Here is a 24966-nt window from a genome sequence, read left to right as displayed (position 1 = left end):
GAGGCGCACGATGGCCGCATTCAAACCGCGTCGGCCGCGCAACGGCGCCGGCCAGACGCCACGCCCGTTCCGGCGCAACAAGGTGATGGCACAGGATCCGGTGCCCATCGAGAGCCGCCGCGCCGCGCGCCAGCGGTTCCTGAAGACGCGCGGCATCTACCTGCTGCCGAACGCGTTCACGACCGCCGCGCTGTTCTGCGGCTTCTTCGCGGTCGTGCAGGCGATGAACGTGCGCTTCGAGATCGCCGCGATCGCGATTTTCGTCGCGATGGTGCTCGACGGAATGGACGGACGCGTGGCACGCATGACGCATACGCAGAGCGCGTTCGGCGAGCAGTTCGACAGCCTGTCGGACATGGTGTCGTTCGGCGTCGCGCCCGCGCTCGTGATGTACGAGTGGGTGCTGAAGGATCTCGGCCGCTGGGGCTGGCTCGCCGCGTTCGTGTACTGCTCGGGCGCCGCGCTGCGCCTCGCGCGCTTCAATACGAACATCGGCGTCGTCGACAAGCGTTTCTTCCAGGGGCTGCCGAGCCCGGCCGCCGCCGCGCTGATCGCGGGCTTCGTGTGGCTTGCCACCGACAACCGCGTGCCGATGAAGCTCGGCTGGCTGCCGTGGGTCGCGTTCGTGCTGACGATCTATGCGGGCGTGACGATGGTGTCGAACGCGCCGTTCTACAGCGGCAAGGCGCTCGACGTGCGGCACCGCGTGCCGTTCGCGGCGATCCTGCTGGTCGTCGTCGCGTTCGTGCTGGTGTCGTCCGATCCGCCGCTGATGCTGTTCTGTCTGTTCGTGCTGTACGGGCTGTCCGGCTACGTGTTCTGGGGCTACATGGCCATCCGCGGGCGCGCGAATCCGGCGCGCTCGTCGCAGCGCGATCACTGACGCACGCGCATGCTTTGCCCGGAAACGGCGGCCCCAGGGTCGCCGTTTTCATTTGTCCCTGGTTCGGCCCGTGCGGCTGGAAACCCCGGGTGCCGTCCGATTGCGCACCCAACGGAATGCCGCTATAGTCTTTGACATGACTGCATTTTCCCGCCTCTCCCTCCTTCTAGCCGGTGCGCCGCTACGCGCGCTAGCTTCGGCGCGCCTGCCGCGCTGACCGTTCTCGCCCCCCGTCAAGCTTCGTCTGTTGTCTAGCGTCGCCAGCGGTGGCGCGATCTCGTTACGTTTGACTTCCGTATAAAGAGCCCTGGAGCCCCCCATGACAGACAAGCTGATCATTTTCGATACGACGTTGCGTGACGGCGAACAATCGCCCGGTGCGTCGATGACGAAGGAAGAGAAAATCCGCATTGCGAAGCACCTCGAGCGGATGAAGGTCGACGTGATCGAGGCCGGCTTCGCGGCCAGCTCGAACGGCGATTTCGACGCGATCCACACGATCGCCGGTCTCGTGAAGGACAGCACGATCTGCTCGCTGGCGCGCGCCAACGACAAGGACATCCAGCGCGCCGCTGACGCGCTGAAGCCGGCCAACAGCGCGCGGATCCACACGTTCATCGCGACGTCGCCGCTGCACATGGAGAAGAAGCTGCGGATGACGCCGGACCAGGTGTTCGAGCAGGCGCGTCTCGCGGTGCGCTTCGCGCGCAAGTTCACCGACAACGTCGAATTCTCGCCGGAAGACGGCAGCCGCTCGGATCTCGACTTCCTGTGCCGCGTGCTGGAAGCCGTGATCGCGGAAGGCGCGACGACGATCAACATTGCGGACACGGTCGGCTACGGCGTGCCGGAGCTGTACGGCAACCTCGTGAAGACGCTGCGGGAGCGCATTCCGAACTCGGACAAGGCAATCTTCTCGGTGCATTGCCACAACGACCTCGGGATGGCGGTGGCGAACTCGCTCGCCGGCGTGAAGATCGGCGGTGCGCGCCAGATCGAGTGCACGATCAACGGCCTCGGCGAGCGCGCGGGCAACACGTCGCTCGAAGAAATCGTGATGGCCGTGAAGACCCGCAAGGACTACTTCGGCCTCGACGTCGGCATCGACACGACGCAGATCGTGCCGACGTCGAAGCTCGTGTCGCAGATAACCGGTTTCGTCGTGCAGCCGAACAAGGCGGTGGTCGGCGCGAACGCGTTCGCGCATGCGTCGGGCATTCACCAGGACGGCGTGCTGAAGGCGCGCGACACCTACGAGATCATGCGCGCGGAAGACGTGGGCTGGACCGCGAACAAGATCGTGCTCGGCAAGCTGTCGGGCCGCAACGCGTTCAAGCAGCGCCTGCAGGAGCTTGGCGTGGCGCTCGACAGCGAGAGCGAACTCAATGCCGCGTTCATGCGCTTCAAGGATCTGGCCGATCGCAAGGCCGAGATCTTCGACGAAGACATCATCGCGATCGTGTCCGAGGAATCGGCGCTCGCGCACGAGCAGGAGCACTTCAAGTTCGTGTCGCTGTCGCAGCGTTCGGAGACGGGCGAGCAGCCGCAGGCGAAAATCGTGTTCGCGGTCGAAGGCAAGGAAGTGACCGGTGAGGCGCGCGGCAACGGCCCGGTCGACGCGACGTTCAATGCGATCGAGAGCGAAGTCGGCAGCGGGTCGGAGCTGCTGCTGTATTCGGTGAACGCGATCACGACCGGCACGCAGGCGCAGGGCGAAGTGACCGTCCGGCTGTCGAAGAGCGGGCGGATCGTCAACGGGGTCGGCACCGATCCGGACATCGTCGCCGCATCCGCGAAGGCATACATCTCCGCACTGAACAAGCTGCATTCGAAGGACGACAAGGTCAATCCGCAGCGCTCATAAGCGCTGCGCGCTGCGCGTCAGCAAAACGCCCCGTGCGGCCCTGTGCCGCCGGGGCGGTTTTTCATTTACCCACTCATCCACTGCTCATTCGGCAGCCGGAGCACGGAACAGCCAGCGGCGCGCGGCCGTGCGCGGCGCCGGGCTGCGCCGCCGGAACTCGACCGCGATGCCGCGTCGCGGCGCATCGGCGACGAACGCGTCGAGCAGTTCGAGCACGTCGTGATCGATGTAGTCGGCACGCGTCGCGTCGATGATCACCGCGGCCCGGTCGGGAATGTGCCGCAGGTGATGCTTGACCTGCACCTTGCCGAGAAACGACACGTCCTTGCGGAACGACAGCAGGAAGTGGTCGTCGTGCTGCGCGAGCGTGACGGGGCTCTTCAGGTTCGCGACGGCGACCGCCAGCACGCTGCAGGCGAGGCCGAGCGCGATGCCGAACAGCAGGTCGACCGCGAGCACGCCGGCGATCGTCGCGGCGAACGGCACGAATGCGGCTGGCCCCTGTTTCATCACCGCGCGGAACAGCGCCGGTTTCGCGAGCTTGAAGCCGGTGTGGATCAGGATCGCGGCCAGGCTCGCGAGCGGGATCAGGTTGATCAGGCCGGTGAGCGCGAACACGCTCGCGAGCAGCAGCATCCCGTGCACGATCGCCGACATCCGGCTTTGCGCGCCCGCATTGACGTTCACCGAGCTGCGCACGATCACCGATGTGATCGGCAGCCCACCGACCGCGCCGGCGACGAGATTGCCCACGCCCTGGGCCTTGAGCTCGCGGTCAGGCTGGGTCGGCCGGCGCTTCGGGTCGATCTGCTCGACGGCTTCGAGGCTCAGCAGCGTCTCGAGGCTCGCGACGACCGCAAGGGTGATCGCGACGCGCCACACGTCCGGATTGACCAGCTGTGCGAAGTTCGGGCCGAGCTCCGCATGCTTGAGCGACGCCGCGAAGGCCGCGAACGATCCGAGTTCGGGCAGCGTCACGCGATGGGCGGCGCCCGGCGCAACGGACGGCGCGACGACGCTCAGCACGAGCGTGGCGCCGATCCCCAGCACGACCACCGCAAGCGGGGCCGGCACCGCGCGCACCAGCGCAAAGCGGCGCAGCGCGGGCGTGTCCCACGCGACCAGCAGCGCGAGCGAGGCGAGCGCGATGGCCGTCGCAGCCCACGCGACCGGCAGGCCCGGCCAATTCGCAAACGATTGCGCGGCCGAGCCGCCGATACCGAAGGCAAACGGAATCTGCTTCACGATCAGCAGCAGGCCGATCGCGGCGAGCATGCCCTTGATGACGGGCGACGGCACGTAGGCGGCGAAGCGGCCGGCGCGCAGCATGCCGAACCCGAACTGCAGCACGCCGGACAGCAGCACCGCGAGCAGGAACGCGGAGAAGCTGCCGAGTTGCGCGATCCCTTCGACGACGATCACGACGAGACCGGCGGCCGGCCCGCTGACGGACAGCGACGAGCCGCTCAGCAGCGCGACGACGATGCCGCCGACGATCCCGGACACGAGCCCCGCGAACGGTTCGACGCCGGATGCATTGGCGATGCCGAGACACAGCGGCAGCGCGACGAGGAAAACGACGACGCCGGCGACAATGTCGCGCGGCAGGGTGGACAGGCGCTCGTTCAGTTTCATGGTTGGGGCGATTTCATTGGCTTGGGGGCGGGGTAGGTCAGCCGAGCGCGCCGGCCGTCGCGGCCTGCACGGGTTCGACGTCGGCGGGCGGCGTGGTGTAGCCGGAATCGAGTTCCTGCAGGCGGCCGTCGGCGAGCGAAAAGATCCAGCCGTGCACGAGCGGCGGCCGTTCGCGGCCCTGCACGATCGGGGACGCACGCAGCAGCCTCACCTGTTCGAGCACGTTGAGTTCGGCGAGGCGGTCGGCGGCGGCCGCGTCGTCAAGCCCGTCCAGCGTGTCGCGATGGCGCCGCGCGAGCGCGCAGAGCGGCGCGATGCGGCGTGCGACGTGCGGCAGGTCGGACGGCGGCGGCAGCAGCGACGCGCGTACGCCGCCGCATCCGTAGTGCCCGCACACGATCACGTGGTCGACCTGCAGCACGCGCACCGCGTACTCGAGGACGCTGGCGGAATTGTCGTCGTCGGGATGGAACAGGTTCGCGATGTTGCGATGGACGAACAACTCGCCGGGCGCGCAGTGCGTGATGGTCTCGGCCGGCACGCGGCTGTCGGCGCAGCCGATCCACAGCACGCGCGGATTCTGGCCGCGCGCGAGCGCGTCGAAGAAGCCGGGCGTGTATTCACGCGTTTCGCGGGCCCAGGCGATGTTGGCAACCAGCATGCTCTTGGGGCGATTCATGAGGACTCCTTTGTGATAAAGGCAAACGAATATCGGCAAAAATGTCGCAATGGCATTCTTTCTAAATTGAAAGGTTGGTTTTCGACTGATATTAGGGGTATGCCCTAGCACTTCGGGGGTGATGAAACAATTTGTTTCAAATTGATTTGGCGTAGTGCATTGCGTGCACCAATTCGCCGCATGACATGCACCGCGCATGCCTGTTTCCGCGCAAAGGCCCGCATGACGGGGATGTCAGCGAGGTGCCATCGGAATGTCATCGATCGGAAAAGATTTCCGTCGCATTTTCCGAATTAATCGGAAAGCGGAAAAAAGGAAATGGCCATTCACGCAATGATTCGTGAATGGCCATGCTGAATATTGCGCGTAAATGCGTAATGGGTCAGAACAGGTTGCGGCGGTCGGGGTCGTGCAGCGGGTCGGGCGTTTTCTGCGTGATGCGCAGGATGCCCTGCGGATCGAAGTAGAAGCTGTACATCATGTACCAGACGTTGTCCTCGAGATACCGGTAAGTCCACACCTCGCGCTTCATCAGCGGGAAGTAGGACGTCTCGACGGGGCGTCCGAAGTTCACGAGGACGTCGGTCTTCGTCCACTTGCCGATCTCCGCGCGATAGAACTCGTTCGGCTGCAGGACCTGGCGCACGTTGACGATCTTGTGGGCCGCGTCGACGTCGGCCGCGATGGTGATTTCGCCCATCGGCTGGGTCGGCCACATCAGGCGCTTGCCGCCGCCGGGCAGGTCGTAGATTTCGCGCGGCGGGCCCATGCGTGCGACGATCGCCGACTCGTCCTGGCCGGCCTGGTATTGCTGCCACGGTTGCGCGCAACCGGCCAGCAGCGCGGCGGCGCTGGCGACCAGCACCGGCAGGCGCGCGGAAATGCGAATGCGCATGGGGATTCTCCAGAACACGGAAACAAGTCCCGTTTTATCACGGACGGCGTGCGACGGCGCATCGCGCGGAAAAAATCGGTGCGGATCGCCGGGCGCGTCGCGCTTGCGGGCGGCGCGGGCGCCGGCCTATGATCCGCGCTTCTCGGGCAGATTGAAGGGCAGGTGGCCGATGCAGGGGTGGAAGCGTTGTGCGCTCGCGTTGAGCGCGGGATGGATGCTGGTGTCGTCGGCGTTTGCCGGGGGCGAGCCGGTGCGGATCGCGCTGATCGAAGGGATGTCGGGCCCGTTCGCGAATGCGGGCGCGGCGGTCGAGCGCAACCTGCGCTTCGGCGTCGAGCAGGTCAATGCGGCGGGCGGCGTGAAGCTGCGCGATGGCGCGCATCCGCTCGAACTCGTCGTGCTCGACAGCAAGGGCAGCCCCGAGGAGGCGCTCGCGCAGTTGCGCGCGGCCGCGGACCGCCATATCGGGTTCGTCACGCAAGGCAACAGTTCGGCCGTCGCCGCCGCGCTCGTCGCGGCGCTCGACAAGCTGAACGCGCGCGATGCGGACAACCGGATGCTGTTCCTCAACTATTCGGCCGACGATCCGGCGCTGACCGGCGCACGCTGCAGTTTCTGGCATTTCCGCTTCGATGCGCACGCGGGCATGCGGATGGCCGCGCTCGCGGACGTGATGGCGCGCGACCGCGCGCTCCACAAGGTCTACCTGCTGAACCAGGACTACAGCTTCGGCCGCGACGTCAGCGCGCTCGCCCGGCAGGCGCTGGCCGCGCGGCGCCCGGACGTGACGATCGCCGGCGACGAATTCCACCCGATCGGCCGGATCAAGGATTTCTCGCCGTACATCGCGAAGATCCGTGCGAGCGGCGCCGACGCCGTCGTGACCGGCAACTGGGGCAACGACCTCACGCTGCTCGTGAAGGCGGCGCGCGAGCAGGGGCTGAATGCGAAGTTCTATACCTTCTACGGCAACAGCCTCGGTGCGCCGGCGGCGCTTGGCGATGCCGGTGTCCGACGGGTCGTGGCCGTGGCGGACTGGCACCCGAACGCGGGCGGCGCGAAATCGGATGCGTTCTACCGCGCGTTCCGGAGCCGTTTTCCGGCCGCCCAGGACGACTATCCGGTGCGACGGATGAGCCTGATGATCGAGATGCTGGCCGCCGCGATGAACCGCGCGGGTTCCGCCGACCCCGTCGCGGTCGCACGCGCGCTCGAGGGCCTGTCGTTCGACGACGGCTTCCACGCGTCGAAGATGCGCGCGCAGGATCATCAGCTGATCCAGCCCCTTTACGTGATGGAGATGGACAAGGTCGGCACGCCGGGCGTGCGCTTCGACAACGAGGGCTCGGGCTACGGTTTCCGGACGGTGCTCGCGGTGCCGGCGCCGCGCACGGAGATGCCGTCCGCCTGCTCGATGACGCGCCCGTGACAGGAGGCGGTAAGAACGGCGCGGAGTTGTGCTACAATGCGCGCCGGTTGTAAGTCACGGCACGGCCATTCTTCCGTGTCCGCCTGTTCAGTTAGAAAGGAAATCACATGTCTGTTGCAGATATCAAGAAGTCGGAAGTTGTTGCTCAGTTCGCCCGCGGTACCAACGACACGGGGAGCCCCGAAGTCCAGGTCGCACTGCTGACCGCACGTATCGTCGAACTGACGGGTCACTTCAAGACCCACGCGAAGGATCACCACAGCCGCCGCGGCCTGCTGCGCATGGTGAGCCGCCGCCGCAAGCTGCTCGACTACCTCAAGGGCAAGGATGCCGACCGTTACCGCGCACTGATCGAGAAGCTGGGTCTGCGTAAGTAATCGAGGCGATTGCCGCCAGCAAGATGCCTGTGTCAGTCCGCTGATGCAGGCATTTTGTTTTTGCGCGGTGCGTAGCGTCACACGCACCGCAGGCTGTCCGGCACGGTTGTGCCGGGCTGCCGCAACGACTGATACCGGGGCAGGATTTGTGTCATTCCAGCGCGTCGCTGCATGAGCGCCGCGCTGGAATGGCATAAAAAACACACCTTGCTCCGGGTGATTCGGTCGGGACGCCGCCGCGCGGGATGGCCGGCGCGGCGAATGAAATGCATGAATTCAAAGGAGCAACCATGTCCATGTTCAACAAGGTCGTGAAGGAATTCCAGTGGGGCCAGCACAAGGTGCGCCTCGAAACCGGTGAAGTCGCTCGCCAGGCAAGCGGCGCCGTGATCGTCGACGTCGAAGACACCGTCGTGCTGGCAACCGTCGTCGGCGCGAAGTCGGCGAAGCCGGGTCAGGATTTCTTCCCGCTGACCGTCGACTACCTCGAGAAGACCTACTCGGCCGGCAAGATCCCGGGCGGCTTCTTCCGTCGCGAAGGCCGTCCGTCGGAGCACGAGACGCTGACGTCGCGCCTGATCGACCGTCCGCTGCGCCCGCTATTCCCGGAAGGCTTCTACAACGAAGTCCAGGTCGTGATCCACGTGCTGTCCGTGAACCCGGAAATCCCGGCGGACATCCCCGCGCTGATCGGCGCATCGGCTGCGCTCGCCGTGTCGGGCCTGCCGTTCAACGGCCCGGTCGGTGCCGCACGCGTGGCGTACATCGACAACGCATACGTGCTGAACCCGACGCGTGACCAGATCAAGGCGTCGAGCCTCGACCTCGTCGTCGCAGGTACGGAGCGTGCCGTGCTGATGGTCGAATCGGAAGCCGATCAGCTGTCGGAAGAAGTGATGCTGGGCGCCGTGGTGTTCGGCCACGAGCAAATGCAGGTCGCGATCGACGCGATCCACGAACTGGTCCGCGAAGGCGGCAAGCCCGAGTGGGACTGGCAGCCGGCGCCGAAGAACGAAGCGCTGATCGCGCGCGTGACCGAGCTGGCACAGAACGACCTGCTCGCTGCTTACCAGCTCCGCGACAAGCAGGCACGCTCGACCAAGCTGAAGGAAGTCTACGCGGCAACCTCGGCGAAGCTCGAGGAAGATGCGCTGGCAGCCGGTACGGCCGCAGCCGACAAGGCAACGGTCGGCAACGTGCTGTTCGACATCGAGGCGAAGATCGTCCGTTCGCAGATCCTGAACGGCGAGCCGCGCATCGACGGCCGCGACACGCGCACCGTGCGCCCGATCGAAATCCGCACCGGCGTGCTGCCGCGTACCCACGGCTCGGCGCTGTTCACGCGCGGCGAGACGCAGGCGCTGGTCGTCGCGACGCTCGGCACGAAGGGTGACGAGCAGATCATCGACGCGCTTGAAGGCGAGTACCGCGAGCGCTTCATGCTCCACTACAACATGCCCCCGTTCGCGACCGGCGAAACGGGCCGCGTCGGCTCGCCGAAGCGCCGCGAAATTGGCCACGGCCGCCTCGCGAAGCGCGCACTGGTCAAGTGCCTGCCGAGCGCCGACGAATTCGGCTACTCGATCCGCGTCGTGTCGGAAATCACCGAATCGAACGGTTCGTCGTCGATGGCATCGGTGTGCGGTGGCTGCCTCGCGCTGATGGACGCCGGCGTGCCGATGAAGGCACACGTCGCGGGTATCGCGATGGGCCTGATCCTCGAAGGCAACAAGTTCGCGGTGCTGACCGACATCCTCGGCGACGAAGATCACCTCGGCGACATGGACTTCAAGGTGGCCGGCACGGAACAAGGCGTGACGGCGCTGCAGATGGACATCAAGATCCAGGGCATCACGAAGGAAATCATGCAGGTCGCGCTCGCGCAGGCGAAGGAAGGCCGCATGCACATCCTCGGCAAGATGACGTCGGCGGTTTCGGGTGCGAACACGCAACTGTCGGAATTCGCGCCGCGCATGATCACGATCAAGATCAACCCGGAAAAGATCCGCGACGTGATCGGCAAGGGCGGTTCGGTGATCCGTGCGCTGACGGAAGAAACCGGCACGACCATCGACATCTCGGACGACGGCGTCGTGACGATCGCGAGCACGAACAGTGACGGCATGGCCGAAGCGAAGAAGCGCATCGAGCAGATCACGGCCGAGATCGAAGTCGGTCAGGTGTACGAAGGCACGGTTCTGAAGCTGCTCGATTTCGGCGCGATCGTGAACCTGCTGCCGGGCAAGGATGGCCTGCTGCACATCTCGGAGATCGTCAACGAGCGTGTGAAGGACATCAACGACTACCTGAAGGAAGGCCAGCAAGTGAAGGTCAAGGTCATCCAGACGGACGAAAAGGGTCGCGTGCGTTTGTCGGCGAAGGCGCTGCTGAACGAAGCAGCGGCCGCGTCGCAGTCGGACACGCCGCCGCAGCAGTAAGCGGATAGGCGGATCAGCGGCCGGCAGTGCGAAAGCGTGCCGGCCGTTTTTTCTGTAGCATCGTTGTGCGGCGCAGCAGCGCCGGCAAGGCGCCCCGTGCCGCGTGCGGGCGCGCCATCCGATTCCGATCCTGATCCTGGAGCGACCCTCACCATGAAAGCCATCGAAATCACCGAGTTCGGCGCCCCCGACGTGCTGAAGCTTGCGGAGCGTCCGCGCCCCGAACCGAAGCGCGGCGAAGTGCTGATCAAGGTGGCGGCTTCCGGCGTGAACCGGCCCGACGTGTTCCAGCGCAAGGGTGCGTATGCGCCGCCGCCGGGTGCGTCGGATCTGCCGGGCCTCGAGGTCGCGGGCGAGATCGTCGGCGGCGACCTGTCCGACGCCGCTCAGAACCCGTTCGGCCTGAAGCTCGGCGATCGCGTGTGTGCACTGCTCGCGGGCGGCGGCTATGCGGAATATGCGGTCGCGCCGCTGCTGCAATGCCTGCCGGTGCCTGACGGGCTCACCGATATCGAGGCCGCATCGCTGCCCGAGACGTTTTTCACGGTGTGGAGCAACGTGTTCGACCGCGCGCAGCTCGGCGCGGGCGAGGGCGGCGAGCAGGAAACGCTGCTCGTGCAGGGCGGCTCGAGCGGCATCGGCGTGACGGCGATCCAGATCGCGCATGCGCTCGGCTTTCGCGTGTTCGCGACGGCCGGTACTGCCGACAAGTGCCGCGCGTGCGAGGCGCTCGGCGCGGAGCGTGCGATCAATTACAAGACGGAAGACTTCGTCGAGGTCGTGAAGTCGCTGACGCACGATCGCGGCGTCGACGTGATCCTCGACATGGTCGCGGGCTCGTACGTGCCGCGCGAACTGTCCGCGCTCGCGGATGGCGGTCGTCTCGTGCTGATCGCACTGCTCGGCGGCGCGAAGGCCGATGTCAACCTGGGCGAGATCCTGCGTCGCCGGCTGACCATCACGGGTTCGACGCTGCGCCCGCGTCCGGTCGAATTCAAGGCGCAGATCGCCGCGCAGTTGAAGGCGCGCGTGTGGCCGCTGCTTGCCGACGGCCGCATCAAGCCGGTGATCTATCGCATATTGCCGGCGGCGGACGCCGCGCAGGCGCATGCGCTGATGGAAAGCAGCGAGCACACCGGCAAGATCGTGCTCGATTGGGGTACGAACGCCTGACGGCCCATGCGGCCGGGCTTGACATGCGCGGTTTGACCGGTTCAAGCCGCGCGCAGTAAAATCGCCGGTTTGCTTCGCCAGATCAAACCTGGCGGCCGGTTTCCGGCGCGTTAATGACCAAGCGGTGACGAGACAGACACGATGTCGAAACAGAGAACTAAGCGTGTGATCGGCAACTGGAAGATGCACGGCCGGCTGGCCGGCAACCAGGCATTGCTGAACGAAGTGGTGCAGGGCGCGGGCGCGGTGGCGGCCGAAACGTCGGTCGGCGTGTGCGTGCCGTTCCCGTATCTCGCGCAGGTTCAGGCGCAGCTCGACGGCGGCCGTGTCGCCTGGGGCGCGCAGGACGTGTCGGCGCACGAGCAGGGCGCGTTTACCGGTGAAGTGGCGGCAGCCATGGTCGCGGAGTTCGGCGCACGCTATGCGATCGTCGGTCACTCGGAGCGCCGCGCGTATCACGGCGAACGCAACGAGACGGTCGCGGCGAAGACGCAGCGCGCGCTCGCGGCGGGGCTCACGCCGGTCGTGTGCGTCGGCGAGACGCTCGACGAGCGTGAGTCGGGCGCGACCGAGCAGGTGGTCGGTGCGCAGCTCGACGCAGTGCTGGCCGTGCTGACGGCCGACGAGGCCGCGCGCATCGTCGTCGCGTACGAGCCGGTCTGGGCGATCGGCACGGGCAAGAGCGCGACGTCGGCGCAGGCGCAGGACGTGCACGCGTTCCTGCGTGCGCGTCTCACGGCAAAGGGTGCGGCGGACGTGTCCGTGCTGTACGGCGGCAGCGTGAAGCCGGACAACGCGGAAGAGCTGTTTGCGCAGCCGGACATCGACGGTGGCCTGATCGGCGGCGCGTCGCTGAAGGCGGAAGATTTCCTGGCGATCTGCCGGGCCGCGCGCTGAGCGGTCCGAGATCGAATTGAACCATGACGGCGGCCGGTCGGTCCGGTCGCCTGATCCATTCGGGTGGGTGTGATGCTGTTATTCAAGACGCTGATTATTGTGGTGCAGGTGCTGTCTGCACTTGGTGTGATTGGTCTCGTGCTGTTGCAGCACGGCAAGGGTGCCGACATGGGCGCTGCGTTCGGCAGCGGCGCGTCGGGCAGCCTGTTTGGTGCAACGGGCTCGGCGAACTTCCTGTCGCGTACGACGGGCATTCTCGCGACGATCTTCTTCGTCGCGACGCTCGCGCTGACGTACCTCGGTTCGTACAAGTCGACGCCGTCGGCGGGCGTGCTGGGTGGGGTCGCGACCGCACCGGCATCGGCGCCTGCCGCATCGGCGCCGGCCGTCGCGGCATCCGCTGCCGCAGGTTCGGCTGCAAGCGCGCCGGGCCAGGACGTCCCGAAATAAAAAGTTAAATTTTTTGCGATTGTGCGTTGAACAAATCTCGAAGTCGGGTTAGAATTTAATTCTTGAAGCGATTCGCGGGAAACAAGTAGTTACAACCCCGGTTGCATGCAGTGCCGACGTGGTGAAATTGGTAGACACGCTATCTTGAGGGGGTAGTGGCGAAAGCTGTGCGAGTTCGAGTCTCGCCGTCGGCACCAAAGTTACTCAATGCCAGCCGCTTCTAGTGGCTGGCATTTTTCATTTCTGGGGTGTGCTTGCGGTTGTCTTGCGATCGCCTGCACTCCGAAATGATTCCTTCCGCCGGAAGTGGTATTCTCCGGACGCTCAGAACCAACCGATAGAGGATTGCCTTGAACCTCGCAGCCTATTACCCCGTCTTGTTGTTCCTCCTCGTGGGCACTGGTTTAGGTATAGCGCTGGTCAGCATCGGCAAGCTCCTTGGTCCCAACAAGCCGGACGTCGAGAAGAACGCACCGTACGAGTGCGGCTTCGAAGCCTTTGAAGACGCCCGGATGAAATTCGACGTCCGGTACTACCTCGTCGCCATCCTGTTCATCATCTTCGATCTCGAAACCGCATTCCTGTTTCCGTGGGGCGTCGCGCTCCGGGATATCGGCTGGCCGGGTTTCATCGCAATGATGATTTTTCTGCTCGAATTCCTGCTGGGCTTTGCCTATATCTGGAAGAAAGGCGGCCTCGACTGGGAGTGATGGGTTAATCGCCGGTTTGCATGGGCGGCCACGCTCGGTCGCTCGTCTGGAGTGGAAAGCAAATGAGTATCGAAGGGGTCTTGAAGGAAGGGTTTGTCACCACGACGGCTGACAAGCTGATCAACTGGACGCGTACCGGCTCGCTGTGGCCGATGACGTTCGGGCTCGCGTGTTGCGCCGTCGAAATGATGCATGCGGGCGCGGCCCGTTACGACCTGGACCGGTTCGGCGTCGTGTTTCGCCCGAGCCCGCGCCAGTCGGACGTGATGATCGTCGCCGGCACGCTCTGCAACAAGATGGCGCCCGCGCTGCGCCGCGTGTACGACCAGATGGCCGAGCCGCGCTGGGTGATCTCGATGGGATCGTGCGCGAACGGCGGTGGCTATTACCACTACTCGTACTCGGTGGTCCGCGGCTGCGACCGGATCGTGCCGGTCGACGTCTACGTGCCGGGCTGTCCGCCCACGGCCGAGGCGCTGGTCTACGGCGTGATCCAGCTTCAGGCGAAGATCCGCCGCACCAATACCATCGCCCGTCAATAAAGCCCCGAGCGTCCCCTCAATATGGCAAGCAAAATCGAGACCCTCAAGGCAAACCTCGAAGCCGCGCTCGGCGCGCGCGTGGTGAGCCTCACCGAAGCGATCGGTGAACTGACGCTCGTCGTGAAGGCGAGCGATTACCTCGAAGTCGCAAAGATGCTGCGCGACGATCCGAAGCTCCGTTTCGAGCAACTGATCGACCTGTGCGGCGTCGACTACCAGACCTTCGGCGACGGCGCCTACGACGGCCCGCGTTTCGCGGCCGTGTCGCACCTGCTGTCGGTCACGAACAACTGGCGCCTGCGCCTGCGTGCATTCGCGCCGGACGACGACCTGCCGATCGTGGCATCGCTGGTCGACATCTGGACCTCCGCGAACTGGTACGAGCGCGAAGCGTTCGACCTGTACGGCATCGTGTTCGAAGGCCACCCCGACCTGCGCCGCATCCTCACCGACTACGGCTTCATCGGCCACCCGTTCCGCAAGGACTTCCCGGTGTCGGGCTATGTCGAAATGCGTTACGACCCGGAAGAAAAGCGGGTCGTGTACCAGCCGGTGACGATCGAGCCGCGCGAAATCACGCCGCGCGTGATCCGCGAGGATCGCTATGGCGGTCTGAAACATTAAGGGGGCGTCATGGCAGAAATCAAGAACTACACGCTCAACTTCGGCCCGCAGCACCCCGCAGCGCACGGCGTGCTGCGCCTCGTGCTCGAGCTCGACGGCGAAGTCATCCAGCGTGCCGATCCGCACATCGGCCTGCTGCACCGCGCGACGGAAAAGCTCGCGGAATCCAAAACGTTCATCCAGTCCGTGCCGTACATGGACCGTCTCGACTACGTGTCGATGATGGTCAACGAGCACGGCTACGTGCTCGCGATCGAAAAGCTGCTCGGCATCGACGTGCCGGAGCGCGCGCAGTACATCCGCGTGCTGTTCGACGAAATCACGCGCGTGCTGAACCACCTGATGTGGATCGGCGCGCACGCGCTCGACGTCGGCGCGATGGCCGTGTTCCTGTACGCGTTCCGCGAGCGGGAAGACCTGATGGACGTGTACGAAGCGGTGTCCGGCGCCCGGATGCACGCGGCGTACTACCGTCCGGGCGGCGTCTATCGCGATCTGCCTGACGCAATGCCGCAATACAAGGCGTCGAAGATTCGCAACGAGAAGGCGCTCGCGAAGATGAACGAAGCGCGCAGCGGCTCGGTGCTCGACTTCATCGACGACTTCTTCACGCGCTTCCCGAAGTGCGTCGACGAATACGAAACGCTGCTCACCGACAACCGGATCTGGAAACAGCGTCTGGTCGGGATCGGCGTGGTCAGCCCGGAACGTGCGCTGCAGATGGGCCTGACGGGCCCGATGCTGCGCGGCTCGGGTATCGCGTGGGATCTGCGCAAGAAGCAGCCGTACGAAGTGTACGATCGCATGGATTTCGACGTGCCGGTCGGCGTGAACGGCGATTGCTACGACCGCTATCTGGTGCGTGTCGAAGAAATGCGCCAGTCGATCCGCATCGCGAAACAGTGTATTGAGTGGCTCCGCAAGAATCCGGGCCCCGTGATGACGGACAATCACAAGGTTGCACCGCCGTCGCGCGTCGGCATGAAGACCAACATGGAAGACTTGATTCACCACTTCAAGCTCTTCACCGAAGGTTTCCATGTGCCGGAAGGCGAAGCGTACGCGGCGGTCGAGCATCCGAAGGGTGAGTTCGGCATCTACCTCGTGTCGGATGGTGCCAACAAGCCGTATCGCCTCAAGATTCGCGCACCGGGTTTCGCGCACCTGGCGTCGCTCGACGAAATGGCACGCGGTCACATGATCGCCGACGCCGTCACGATCATCGGTACGCAGGACATCGTGTTCGGCGAAATCGATCGCTAATGGTTAGCGCCGCCCGCGCGAGTGGGCGGCGAGCAGCAAGTCACACGCGATGCGCGCTGAACCGGCGTGGCTTCGCAAGCTGTCAACAGAGTGAGCGCCAGGTCTGCCGTCCATGCACCCCAGTGTGCGGCAGGTTGTTCGTTCGGTAGGAATTGAAAGAGTCGTGTCTGAAAATGATCTCAGCTGAAGGCCTGAAGGAAATCGATCGAGCGTTGACGAAGTATCCCGCCGATCAGAAACAGTCCGCCGTGATGTCGGCGTTGGCCGTGGCTCAAGAAGAGCACGGCTGGCTGTCGCCCGAACTGATGCAGTTCGTCGCGGACTATCTCGGCATGCCGGCCGTTGCCGTGCAGGAAGTCGCGACGTTCTACACGATGTACGAGCTCAACCCGGTCGGCAAGCACAAGATCACGCTCTGCACGAACCTGCCGTGCCAGCTCGGCCCGGACGGTGGCGCGGAAGCGACTGCCGACTACCTGAAACAGAAGCTGGGCATCGGCTTCGGCGAGACCACGCCCGACGGCAAGTTCACGCTGAAGGAAGGCGAATGCATGGGCTCGTGCGGCGATGCGCCGGTGCTGCTGGTGAACAATCACAGAATGTGCAGCTTCATGAGCCGCGAGAAGATCGACCAGCTGCTTGAGGAGCTCTCGAAATGACGTCCCTCCACGACCGTCACATCAAACCGCTGATCCTCGCTGGTCTGAACGGCGAGAACTGGCATCTCGAAGATTACGTCGCGCGCGGCGGCTACAAGCAGCTGCGCCGCATTCTCGAAGAAAAGATTCCGCCCGAGCAGGTGATCGCCGACGTGAAGGCGTCGGGCCTGCGTGGCCGTGGCGGTGCGGGTTTCCCGACCGGCCTGAAGTGGAGCTTCATGCCGCGCCAGTTCCCGGGGCAGAAGTACCTCGTCTGCAACTCGGACGAAGGCGAGCCGGGCACGTTCAAGGATCGCGACATCCTGCGCTGGAACCCGCACGCGCTGATCGAAGGCATGGCCATCGGCGCGTACGCGATGGGCATCACCGTCGGCTACAACTACATCCACGGCGAAATCTTCGAAGTGTATCGACGCTTCGAAGCCGCGCTCGATGAAGCGCGTGCCGCGGGGTTCCTCGGCGACAACATCATGGGCTCGGAATTCTCGTTCCAGCTGCACGCGCACCACGGTTACGGCGCGTACATCTGCGGCGAGGAAACGGCACTGCTCGAGTCGCTCGAAGGCAAGAAGGGCCAGCCGCGCTTCAAGCCGCCGTTCCCGGCGAGCTTCGGCGTGTACGGCAAGCCCACGACGATCAACAACACCGAGACGTTCGCCGCGGTGCCGTTCCTGCTGTCCATCGGGCCGCAGAATTACCTCGAGATCGGCAAGCCGAACAACGGCGGCACGAAGATTTTCTCGGTGTCGGGCGACGTCGAGCGTCCGGGCAACTATGAAGTGCCGCTCGGCACGCCGTTCGCGACGCTGATGGAGCTCGCCGGCGGGATGCGCGGCGGCAAGAAGATCAAGGCCGTGATTCCGGGCGGTTCGTCGGCGCCGGTGATCCCGGGCGACATCATGATGCAGACGGATCTCGACTACGATTCGATCGCGAAGGCGGGCTCGATGCTCGGTTCCGGCGCGGTGATCGTGATGGACGAGACGCGCTGCATGGTGCGCTCGCTGCTGCGCCTGTCGTACTTCTACTACGAGGAATCGTGCGGCCAGTGCACGCCGTGCCGTGAAGGCACCGGCTGGCTGTATCGCGTCGTGAACCGTATCGAGCACGGCGAAGGCCGCCAGGAAGATCTGGACCTGCTGAACTCGGTGGCCGAGAACATCATGGGCCGCACGATCTGTGCGCTCGGCGATGCGGCGGCGATGCCGGTACGCGGGATGCTCAAGCACTACTGGGACGAATTCGCGTACCACGTCGAGCACAAGCACTGCATGGTCGGCGGCCACGCGCACGCGGCGGCAGCCTGAAGCGAACCCGGTTGCGGAATTTGAGCGCACGGTCGGGCGAAGGCGCGAACGGGCGGAAATAGGTTAAGGACCATTCACCATCATGGTTGAACTTGAAATAGACGGCAAGAAGGTCGAGGTGCCCGAAGGCAGCATGGTGATCCAGGCTGCGCACAAGGCGGACAAGTACATTCCTCACTTCTGCTATCACAAGAAACTGTCGGTTGCGGCGAACTGCCGGATGTGTCTCGTCGAAGTCGAGAAGATGCCGAAGGCCGTGCCTGCCTGCGCGACCCCCGTGTCGGCCGGCATGATCGTCCATACGCAATCCGACAAGGCCGTGAAGGCGCAGCAGTCGGTGATGGAATTCCTCCTCATCAACCACCCGCTCGACTGCCCGATCTGCGATCAGGGCGGCGAATGCCAGTTGCAGGATCTGGCGGTCGGTTACGGCAAGTCGTCGTCGCGTTACGCGGAAGAGAAGCGCGTGGTGTTCCACAAGAACGTGGGCCCGCTGATCTCGATGGAAGAAATGTCGCGATGCATCCACTGCACGCGCTGCGTCCGCTTCGGCCAGGAAATCGCCGGCGTGATGGAGTTCGGCATGCTGGGCCGCGGCGAGCACTCGGAAATCACGACGTTCGTCGGCAAGACGGTCGATTCCGAAATGTCGGGCAACATGATTGACCTGTGCCCGGTCGGCGCGCTGACCAGCAAGCCGTTCCGCTACAGCGCCCGTACGTGGGAACTGTCGCGCCGCAAGTCGGTGAGCCCGCACGATTCCGTCGGCGCGAACCTCGTCGTTCAAGTGAAGAACAATCGCGTGATGCGCGTGCTGCCGTTCGAGAACGAAGCCATCAACGAATGCTGGATCTCGGACAAGGATCGCTTCTCGTATGAAGGCCTCAACAGCGAAGAGCGCCTGACTAAGCCGATGCTGAAGCAGGGCGGCCAGTGGATCGAGACCGACTGGCAGACCGCACTCGAATACGTCGCGAAGGGCCTGAAGGGCATCGCCGCGGATCACGGCGCGAACGCGCTGGCGATGCTCGCGAGCGCGCACAGCACGGCCGAAGAGCTGTTCCTCGTGAAGCAGCTCGCCAACGAACTGAAGACGCCGAACGTCGACTTCCGTCTGCGTCAGCAGGATTTCTCGGCGCCGGTCCAGGGCGCACCGTGGCTCGGCATGCCGATCGCCGACCTGTCGAACGTGGACGCCGCGTTCGTCGTCGGTTCGTTCCTGCGCCGCGACCACCCGCTGTTCGCCGCCCGCCTGCGTCAGGCCGCGAAGAACGGCGCGAAGCTGCATTTCCTGCACGCGACCGGTGACGACGCCCTGATCCCGACCGCGCAGCGCATCGTTGCCGCACCGTCGGCATGGCTCGACCAGCTGGCCGGCATCGCAGCGGCCGTCGCGCAACTGCGCGGCGTCGCACTGCCCGACACGCTTGCGGGCGTCACGGCATCGCCGGCCGCGCAGGCTGTCGCCCAGTCGCTCGCGAACGGCGAACGCCGCGCGGTGCTGCTCGGCAACGTCGCGGTCCGCCATCCGGAATTCGCGAAGCTGCACGCCGTTGCCAAGTGGATCGCCGACAACACCGGCGCCACGTTCGGCTTCCTGACGGAAGCGGCGAACACGGTCGGCGCGCACGTCGTCGGCGCACTGCCGGGCGAAGGCGGCCTGAACGCGCGCGAAGCGTTCGAGCAGCCGCGCAAGGGGTACGTGCTGCTGAACGTCGAGCCGGAATTCGACACCGCCGATCCGGCGCAGGCACTCGCCGCGCTGAACCAGGCCGAGATGGTCGTCGTAATGTCGCCGTTCAAGCACGGCCTCGACTACGCCGACGTGCTGTTGCCGGTTGCGCCGTTCACGGAAACGGCCGGTACGTACGTGAATGCCGAAGGCACCGTGCAGAGCTTCAACGGCGTCGTGCGCCCGCTCGGCGACACGCGTCCGGGCTGGAAGGTGCTGCGCGTGCTCGGCAGCCTGCTCGGCCTGCCGAATTTCGAATACGAGACCGCGGAAGAAGTGCGTCTCGCCGCGCTCGGCGATGCCGGCGTCGCGAGCCGCCTGTCGAACCAGACGTCGGTCGCGCCGGTGCGCGTCGCGGCGAATGCCGCGAACGGCGGCTTCGAGCGCCTGGCCGATGTGCCGATCTATCACGCCGACGCACTCGTGCGCCGCGCAGGTGCACTGCACCTGACGGCCGCCGCGAAGGCGGCGAATGCCGCGGCGCTGCCGGCCGCGCTGTTCGACAAGCTGGGCTTGAAGGAAGGCGACGCGGTGCGCGTGCGCCAGGGCGAGCGTGCGGTGCAGTTGCCGGCCGTGCGCGACGCGAATCTTGCGGAGACCGTCGTTCGCGTGTCGGCGGCGACGCCTGCCGGCGCAGCGCTCGGCAGCCTGTCCGGTGAACTGGTGGTGGAGAAGGCGTAAATGAGCTTGTTCGATACGATCAACGCGGGCGGGTCCCAGCTTCTCGGCTTCGCATGGCCGACGGTGTGGGCAATCGTGCGCATCCTCGTCGTCTCCGTCGTCATCCTGCTGTGCGTCGCGTACCTGATTCTGTGGGAACGCAAGCTGATCGGCTGGATGCACGTGCGTCTCGGCCCGAACCGCGTCGGCCCCGGCGGCTTGCTGCAGCCGATCGCCGACGTGCTGAAGCTGCTGCTGAAGGAAGTCATTCAGCCGAGCGCCGCCAGCCGCTGGCTGTACCTGATCGCGCCGGTGATGACCGTCGTGCCGGCGTTCGCCGTGTGGGCCGTGATCCCGTTCCAGGCCGAAGCGGTCCTCGCGAACGTGAACGCGGGCCTGCTGTACGCGATGGCGATCTCGTCGATCGGCGTGTACGCGGTGATTCTCGCCGGCTGGGCATCGAACTCGAAGTACGCGTTCCTCGGCGCGATGCGCGCCGCGGCACAGATGGTGTCGTACGAAATCTCGATGGGCTTCGCGCTGGTGCTGGTGCTGATGACGGCCGGCAGCCTGAACCTGTCGGAAATCGTCGGTTCGCAGCAGCACGGCTTCTTCGCGGGCCACGGCGTGAACTTCCTGTCGTGGAACTGGCTGCCGCTGCTGCCGGCGTTCGTCGTGTACTTCATCTCGGGCATCGCCGAAACGAACCGCCACCCGTTCGACGTGGTGGAAGGGGAGTCGGAAATTGTTGCCGGTCACATGATCGATTACTCGGGCATGGCGTTCGCGCTGTTCTTCCTCGCCGAGTACATCAACATGATCGTGATCTCGGCGCTGACCGCGACGCTGTTCCTCGGCGGCTGGGATGCACCGTTCGAATTCCTGTCGTTCATTCCGGGCATCTTCTGGCTGGTGCTGAAGATATTCGCGCTGCTGTCGGTGTTCATCTGGGTTCGCGCGACGTTCCCGCGTTTCCGTTACGACCAGATCATGCGCTTGGGCTGGAAGGTGTTCCTGCCCGTCACGGTGGTCTGGGTGGTCGTGGTCGGCTTCTGGATGATGTCGCCGCTCAACATCTGGGTGAAGTAATCGGACGAAATCATGAGCGCAATCCAACACTTCTTTAAGACCTTCTTCCTGACCGAGCTGCTGCAGGGGCTCGCGCTGACCGGCCGTTACACGTTCAAGCGCAAGGTCACCGTGCAGTTCCCGGAAGAAAAGACGCCGATTTCGCCGCGTTTCCGCGGGCTGCACGCACTGCGCCGCTATGAAAACGGCGAAGAGCGCTGCATCGCGTGCAAGCTGTGCGAGGCCGTGTGCCCCGCGATGGCGATCACGATCGAATCGGAAACGCGCGCGGACAACACGCGCCGCACGACGCGCTACGACATCGACCTGACGAAGTGCATCTTCTGCGGTTTCTGCGAAGAGAGCTGCCCGGTCGATTCGATCGTCGAGACGCAGATTCTCGAGTACCACGGCGAAAAGCGCGGCGACCTGTATTTCACGAAGGAAATGCTGCTCGCGGTGGGCGATCGCTACGAGAAGGACATCGCCGCGGCGAAGGCTGCCGACGCGCCGTATCGTTGATTGTGTTTGCAGTGCCGGCCCGAAGCCAGGGCCGAGCCGCCGCGACGGGTGCGGCACGCGAGAGCGTCCCGCAAGCCGCGCCTGACTATGGCCTAACGATGAACCGGTAATCATGGAATTCACGACCGTACTGTTCTACATCTTCGCGCTGCTCCTGGTGGTATCAGGGCTGAAGGTGATCACTTCGCGCAACCCGGTGGCGTCTGCGCTTTTCCTTGTGCTGGCGTTCTTCAACGCCGCCGCGATCTGGATGCTGCTGGAAGCGGAGTTCCTCGCGATCCTGCTGGTGCTGGTCTACGTGGGCGCGGTGATGGTGCTGTTCCTGTTCGTCGTGATGATGCTGGACATCAACATCGACTACCTGCGCCGCGACTTCAAGCGCTTCGTCCCGATGGCGACCGTGGTCGGCGCGATCATCGTGATCGAAACCGCGCTGATCCTGTGGCGCGGCTACGGTGACACGCAGACGGTGCACGCGATGGCGACGGGCGAGATGGCCAACTGGTCGAACACGCGCCTGATCGGCAAGGTGATCTACACCGACTACATCTTCGCGTTTGAAATCGCCGGCCTCGTGCTGCTGGTCGCGATCATTGCCGCGATCGGGCTGACCGAGCGCAAGGGCAAGGACAGCAAGCGCCAGCGCGTGTCGGATCAGGTCAAGGTGCGCCGCAACGATCGCGTGCGCCTCGTGAAGATGGACGCGGAAAAGCCGCAGCCGGAAACGGCGCAGAGCGAAGCCGGTTCGGGCACCAACGGCTAAGCGGAGGAAAAGAAAACATGCTGACTCTTGCTCATTACCTCGTGCTCGGCGCGATCCTCTTTGCGATCGCGATCGTCGGGATTTTCCTGAACCGCCGCAACGTCATCATCATCCTGATGTCGATCGAACTGATGCTGCTGGCGGTGAACACCAACTTCGTCGCGTTTTCGCATTACCTCGGCGATGTGCACGGCCAGATCTTCGTGTTCTTCGTGCTGACCGTCGCCGCAGCGGAAGCCGCGATCGGTCTCGCGATTCTGGTGACCCTGTTCCGTAAGCTCGACACGATCAATGTCGAGGATCTCGATCAGCTCAAAGGTTAATTTCAGGCAACGCTGTTATGTCAACGACACTCAATGAAAACCTGCTGCTGGCGATTCCGCTCGCTCCGCTGGCCGGCTCGCTGATTGCGGGGCTGTTCGGGAACGCAGTCGGGCGCAAGGGCGCACACCGGATCACGATCCTCGGCGTAATGATCGCGTTCCTCCTGTCGGCGAAAGTCTTCTTCGACGTGATGGGCGGCGCAAGCTTCAACGCGACCGTCTACGAATGGATGAACGTCGGCTCGCTGAAGCTCGAAGTCGGCTTCCTCGTCGATTCGCTGACCGCGATGATGATGGTCGTCGTGACCTTCGTCTCGCTGATGGTGCACGTGTACACGATCGGCTACATGGCGGAAGAAGACGGCTACCAGCGCTTCTTCTCGTACATCTCGCTGTTCACGTTCTCGATGCTGATGCTCGTGATGAGCAACAACTTCCTGCAGCTGTTCTTCGGCTGGGAAGCGGTGGGTCTGGTGTCGTACCTGCTGATCGGCTTCTACTTCACGCGTGAGAGCGCGATCTACGCGAACATGAAGGCGTTCCTCGTGAACCGCGTGGGCGACTTCGGCTTCCTGCTCGGCATCGGCCTGCTGCTCGCATTCGCCGGCTCGATGAACTACGGCGAAGTGTTCGCAAAGCGCGCGGAACTCGCGAGCCTGCACTTCCCGGGCACCGACTGGGGTCTGCTGACCGTTGCCTGTATCTGCCTGTTCATCGGCGCGATGGGCAAGTCGGCACAGTTCCCGCTGCACGTGTGGCTGCCGGACTCGATGGAAGGCCCGACCCCGATCTCCGCGCTGATTCACGCGGCGACGATGGTGACCGCCGGCATCTTCATGGTGTCGCGCATGTCGCCGCTGTTCGAGCTGTCGGATACCGCGCTGTCGTTCATCACGGTGATCGGCGCGATCACGGCGCTCTTCATGGGCTTCCTCGGCATCGTCCAGAACGACATCAAGCGCGTGGTCGCGTACTCGACGCTGTCGCAGCTCGGCTACATGACCGTCGCACTCGGCGTGTCCGCTTACCCGGTCGCCGTGTTCCACCTGATGACGCACGCGTTCTTCAAGGCGCTGCTGTTCCTCGGCGCCGGCTCGGTCATCATGGGCATGCACCACGACCAGGACATGCGCAACATGGGCGGCCTGCGCAAGTACATGCCGATCACGTGGATCACGTCGCTCGTCGGTTCGCTCGCGCTGATCGGCACGCCGTTCTTCTCGGGCTTCTACTCGAAGGACTCGATCATCGACGCGGTGAAGCTGTCGCACCTGCCGGGTTCGGGCTTCGCGTACTTCGCGGTCGTCGCGAGCGTGTTCGTCACGGCGCTGTACTCGTTCCGCATGTACTTCCTGGTGTTCCACGGCGAAGAGCGCTTCCGCAAGCCGAAGCATCCGGAATCGCCGATGGGCATGGCGGCTGCGCACGGCCACGACGACCACGGCCATGGCCACGGTCATGACGACCACGCGCACGAACCGCACGAGACCCCGTGGGTCGTGTGGGTGCCGCTGGTCCTGCTGGCGATCCCGTCGGTCATCATCGGCGCGATCGCGATCAGCCCGATGCTGTTCGGCGACTTCTTCCAGCACGGCGTTGCATTCGACAAGGTGATCTTCATCGGCGAAAACCATCCGGCCCTGGCCGAGATGGCCGAGGAGTTCCACGGCTGGGTGGGCATGGGCCTGCACTCGGTGTCGGGCCTGCCGGTCTGGCTCGCGCTCGCCGGTGTCGTTGTCGCGTGGTTCCTGTACCTGAAGCGTCCGGAACTGCCGGCGTCGATCCGCCGCGCGTTCGGCCCGATCTACACGCTGCTGGACAACAAGTACTACATGGACAAGATCAACGAAGTGGTGTTCGCCCGTGGTTCGGTGGCGATCGGCCGCGGCCTGTGGAAGGAAGGTGACGTCGTGGTGATCGACGGCCTCGTCAACGGCAGCGCCCGGTTCATCGGCTGGTTCGCCGGCGTGATCCGCTTCCTCCAATCCGGTTACATCTATCACTACGCGTTCGCCATGATCATCGGCATGCTGGGGCTCCTGACCCTGTTTGTAACGCTCGGCGGCAAATAAG

At 64.6% G+C, this 24966-nt stretch carries 23 protein-coding genes and 1 tRNA gene; 21 read left to right on the top strand and 3 right to left on the bottom strand.

Going from position 1 to position 24966, the window contains the following annotated elements; translation table 11 throughout:
* Window positions 1-10 precede the first annotated feature (10 nt).
* Both pssA and CFB39_RS12810 read left to right on the top strand, forming a co-directional pair.
* Window positions 11-883, top strand: coding sequence for a CDP-diacylglycerol--serine O-phosphatidyltransferase (pssA, locus tag CFB39_RS12820; protein ID WP_069248477.1), 873 nt, complete (start codon window positions 11-13; stop codon window positions 881-883).
* 319 nt (window positions 884-1202) lie between these two features.
* The gene (locus CFB39_RS12810) at window positions 1203-2747 is read left to right on the top strand and encodes a 2-isopropylmalate synthase (protein WP_089431493.1); all 1545 of its coding nucleotides are present in this window, start codon (window positions 1203-1205) and stop codon (window positions 2745-2747) included.
* An 84-nt stretch (window positions 2748-2831) separates the two neighbouring features.
* On the opposite strand, the gene CFB39_RS12805 is transcribed toward CFB39_RS12810, so the two are convergent.
* The 3 genes from CFB39_RS12805 to CFB39_RS12795 all read right to left on the bottom strand — a co-directional run bounded on the left by CFB39_RS12805 (window position 2832) and on the right by CFB39_RS12795 (window position 5956).
* Window positions 2832-4382, bottom strand: coding sequence for a SulP family inorganic anion transporter (locus CFB39_RS12805; protein ID WP_089473296.1), 1551 nt, complete (start codon window positions 4380-4382; stop codon window positions 2832-2834).
* A 37-nt stretch (window positions 4383-4419) separates the two neighbouring features.
* Window positions 4420-5061 (bottom strand): carbonic anhydrase, encoded by a 642-nt coding sequence (locus CFB39_RS12800; RefSeq protein ID WP_089425982.1) that lies wholly within the window; start codon window positions 5059-5061, stop codon window positions 4420-4422.
* A gap of 382 nt (window positions 5062-5443) precedes the next feature.
* Window positions 5444-5956, bottom strand: coding sequence for a hypothetical protein (locus CFB39_RS12795; protein ID WP_069248473.1), 513 nt, complete (start codon window positions 5954-5956; stop codon window positions 5444-5446).
* Between the two features lie 169 nt (window positions 5957-6125).
* Here CFB39_RS12795 and CFB39_RS12790 point away from each other — a divergent pair, with 169 nt between their 5' ends.
* The 19 genes from CFB39_RS12790 to nuoL all read left to right on the top strand — a co-directional run bounded on the left by CFB39_RS12790 (window position 6126) and on the right by nuoL (window position 24965).
* Entirely contained in the window at window positions 6126-7385 is a 1260-nt protein-coding gene (locus CFB39_RS12790) for a branched-chain amino acid ABC transporter substrate-binding protein (protein WP_089473295.1), read from the top strand.
* A 107-nt stretch (window positions 7386-7492) separates the two neighbouring features.
* A complete protein-coding gene (gene rpsO, locus CFB39_RS12785) occupies window positions 7493-7762 on the top strand; it encodes a 30S ribosomal protein S15 (RefSeq protein WP_006398792.1) in 270 nt (89 codons plus the stop codon).
* 290 nt (window positions 7763-8052) lie between these two features.
* Window positions 8053-10200, top strand: a complete 2148-nt coding sequence (gene pnp / locus CFB39_RS12775; protein WP_089473294.1) for a polyribonucleotide nucleotidyltransferase — start codon at window positions 8053-8055, stop codon at window positions 10198-10200.
* Between the two features lie 153 nt (window positions 10201-10353).
* Complete coding sequence (locus tag CFB39_RS12770; protein WP_089473293.1) at window positions 10354-11373, top strand: NAD(P)H-quinone oxidoreductase; 1020 nt, start codon at window positions 10354-10356, stop codon at window positions 11371-11373.
* Between the two features lie 141 nt (window positions 11374-11514).
* A complete protein-coding gene (gene tpiA, locus CFB39_RS12765; protein WP_089473292.1) occupies window positions 11515-12270 on the top strand; it encodes a triose-phosphate isomerase in 756 nt (251 codons plus the stop codon).
* A 72-nt stretch (window positions 12271-12342) separates the two neighbouring features.
* Window positions 12343-12720: a preprotein translocase subunit SecG gene (gene secG, locus CFB39_RS12760; RefSeq protein ID WP_011352700.1), complete on the top strand. Its 378-nt coding sequence runs from the start codon at window positions 12343-12345 to the stop codon at window positions 12718-12720.
* Window positions 12721-12832: 112 nt separating this feature from the next.
* A tRNA-Leu gene (locus tag CFB39_RS12755) sits at window positions 12833-12917 on the top strand.
* 153 nt (window positions 12918-13070) lie between these two features.
* A complete protein-coding gene (locus CFB39_RS12750; RefSeq protein WP_006398798.1) occupies window positions 13071-13430 on the top strand; it encodes an NADH-quinone oxidoreductase subunit A in 360 nt (119 codons plus the stop codon).
* Window positions 13431-13492: 62 nt separating this feature from the next.
* Window positions 13493-13972, top strand: a complete 480-nt coding sequence (locus CFB39_RS12745; protein WP_006398799.1) for an NADH-quinone oxidoreductase subunit B family protein — start codon at window positions 13493-13495, stop codon at window positions 13970-13972.
* 21 nt (window positions 13973-13993) lie between these two features.
* Window positions 13994-14596, top strand: a complete 603-nt coding sequence (locus CFB39_RS12740) for an NADH-quinone oxidoreductase subunit C (RefSeq protein ID WP_043188849.1) — start codon at window positions 13994-13996, stop codon at window positions 14594-14596.
* Window positions 14597-14605: 9 nt separating this feature from the next.
* Window positions 14606-15859 carry an NADH-quinone oxidoreductase subunit D gene (locus CFB39_RS12735; RefSeq protein WP_034184888.1) on the top strand — a complete coding sequence of 418 codons (1254 nt, stop codon included), beginning with the start codon at window positions 14606-14608 and terminating at the stop codon, window positions 15857-15859.
* Window positions 15860-16032: 173 nt separating this feature from the next.
* Window positions 16033-16518: an NADH-quinone oxidoreductase subunit NuoE gene (gene nuoE / locus CFB39_RS12730; RefSeq protein WP_006750460.1), complete on the top strand. Its 486-nt coding sequence runs from the start codon at window positions 16033-16035 to the stop codon at window positions 16516-16518.
* Window positions 16515-17825 carry an NADH-quinone oxidoreductase subunit NuoF gene (gene nuoF / locus CFB39_RS12725; RefSeq protein WP_006478267.1) on the top strand — a complete coding sequence of 437 codons (1311 nt, stop codon included), beginning with the start codon at window positions 16515-16517 and terminating at the stop codon, window positions 17823-17825. The genes nuoE and nuoF overlap by 4 nt, the downstream gene beginning before the upstream one ends.
* Window positions 17826-17907: 82 nt before the next feature.
* The gene (nuoG, locus tag CFB39_RS12720) at window positions 17908-20238 is read left to right on the top strand and encodes an NADH-quinone oxidoreductase subunit NuoG (protein ID WP_089473291.1); all 2331 of its coding nucleotides are present in this window, start codon (window positions 17908-17910) and stop codon (window positions 20236-20238) included.
* Complete coding sequence (nuoH, locus tag CFB39_RS12715; RefSeq protein ID WP_011352696.1) at window positions 20239-21306, top strand: NADH-quinone oxidoreductase subunit NuoH; 1068 nt, start codon at window positions 20239-20241, stop codon at window positions 21304-21306.
* A 12-nt stretch (window positions 21307-21318) separates the two neighbouring features.
* Window positions 21319-21807 carry an NADH-quinone oxidoreductase subunit NuoI gene (gene nuoI / locus CFB39_RS12710; protein ID WP_011352695.1) on the top strand — a complete coding sequence of 163 codons (489 nt, stop codon included), beginning with the start codon at window positions 21319-21321 and terminating at the stop codon, window positions 21805-21807.
* 112 nt (window positions 21808-21919) lie between these two features.
* On the top strand, window positions 21920-22570 hold the full coding sequence (locus CFB39_RS12705) for an NADH-quinone oxidoreductase subunit J (protein WP_089425978.1): 651 nt from the start codon (window positions 21920-21922) through the stop codon (window positions 22568-22570).
* A gap of 17 nt (window positions 22571-22587) precedes the next feature.
* Window positions 22588-22893: an NADH-quinone oxidoreductase subunit NuoK gene (gene nuoK / locus CFB39_RS12700; RefSeq protein ID WP_006478272.1), complete on the top strand. Its 306-nt coding sequence runs from the start codon at window positions 22588-22590 to the stop codon at window positions 22891-22893.
* Window positions 22894-22910: 17 nt separating this feature from the next.
* On the top strand, window positions 22911-24965 hold the full coding sequence (gene nuoL / locus CFB39_RS12695) for an NADH-quinone oxidoreductase subunit L (RefSeq protein ID WP_039370608.1): 2055 nt from the start codon (window positions 22911-22913) through the stop codon (window positions 24963-24965).
* Window position 24966 lies beyond the last annotated feature (1 nt).

This window comes from Burkholderia sp. AU6039 (assembly GCF_002223365.1).
Classification (GTDB): Bacteria; Pseudomonadota; Gammaproteobacteria; order Burkholderiales; family Burkholderiaceae; genus Burkholderia.
Note: the sequence above shows the minus strand (reverse complement) of the source record. Positions and strands in the feature narration are given on the sequence as shown.

Coding starts and splice junctions, on each gene's coding strand:
- pssA (WP_069248477.1), top strand. CDS start 11: ATGGCCGCATTCAAACCGCGTCGGCCGCGCAACGGCGCCGGCCAGACG.
- CFB39_RS12810 (WP_089431493.1), top strand. CDS start 1,203: ATGACAGACAAGCTGATCATTTTCGATACGACGTTGCGTGACGGCGAA.
- CFB39_RS12805 (WP_089473296.1), bottom strand. CDS start 4,382: ATGAAACTGAACGAGCGCCTGTCCACCCTGCCGCGCGACATTGTCGCC.
- CFB39_RS12800 (WP_089425982.1), bottom strand. CDS start 5,061: ATGAATCGCCCCAAGAGCATGCTGGTTGCCAACATCGCCTGGGCCCGC.
- CFB39_RS12795 (WP_069248473.1), bottom strand. CDS start 5,956: ATGCGCATTCGCATTTCCGCGCGCCTGCCGGTGCTGGTCGCCAGCGCC.
- CFB39_RS12790 (WP_089473295.1), top strand. CDS start 6,126: ATGCAGGGGTGGAAGCGTTGTGCGCTCGCGTTGAGCGCGGGATGGATG.
- rpsO (WP_006398792.1), top strand. CDS start 7,493: ATGTCTGTTGCAGATATCAAGAAGTCGGAAGTTGTTGCTCAGTTCGCC.
- pnp (WP_089473294.1), top strand. CDS start 8,053: ATGTCCATGTTCAACAAGGTCGTGAAGGAATTCCAGTGGGGCCAGCAC.
- CFB39_RS12770 (WP_089473293.1), top strand. CDS start 10,354: ATGAAAGCCATCGAAATCACCGAGTTCGGCGCCCCCGACGTGCTGAAG.
- tpiA (WP_089473292.1), top strand. CDS start 11,515: ATGTCGAAACAGAGAACTAAGCGTGTGATCGGCAACTGGAAGATGCAC.
- secG (WP_011352700.1), top strand. CDS start 12,343: ATGCTGTTATTCAAGACGCTGATTATTGTGGTGCAGGTGCTGTCTGCA.
- CFB39_RS12745 (WP_006398799.1), top strand. CDS start 13,493: ATGAGTATCGAAGGGGTCTTGAAGGAAGGGTTTGTCACCACGACGGCT.
- CFB39_RS12740 (WP_043188849.1), top strand. CDS start 13,994: ATGGCAAGCAAAATCGAGACCCTCAAGGCAAACCTCGAAGCCGCGCTC.
- CFB39_RS12735 (WP_034184888.1), top strand. CDS start 14,606: ATGGCAGAAATCAAGAACTACACGCTCAACTTCGGCCCGCAGCACCCC.
- nuoE (WP_006750460.1), top strand. CDS start 16,033: ATGATCTCAGCTGAAGGCCTGAAGGAAATCGATCGAGCGTTGACGAAG.
- nuoF (WP_006478267.1), top strand. CDS start 16,515: ATGACGTCCCTCCACGACCGTCACATCAAACCGCTGATCCTCGCTGGT.
- nuoG (WP_089473291.1), top strand. CDS start 17,908: ATGGTTGAACTTGAAATAGACGGCAAGAAGGTCGAGGTGCCCGAAGGC.
- nuoH (WP_011352696.1), top strand. CDS start 20,239: ATGAGCTTGTTCGATACGATCAACGCGGGCGGGTCCCAGCTTCTCGGC.
- nuoI (WP_011352695.1), top strand. CDS start 21,319: ATGAGCGCAATCCAACACTTCTTTAAGACCTTCTTCCTGACCGAGCTG.
- CFB39_RS12705 (WP_089425978.1), top strand. CDS start 21,920: ATGGAATTCACGACCGTACTGTTCTACATCTTCGCGCTGCTCCTGGTG.
- nuoK (WP_006478272.1), top strand. CDS start 22,588: ATGCTGACTCTTGCTCATTACCTCGTGCTCGGCGCGATCCTCTTTGCG.
- nuoL (WP_039370608.1), top strand. CDS start 22,911: ATGTCAACGACACTCAATGAAAACCTGCTGCTGGCGATTCCGCTCGCT.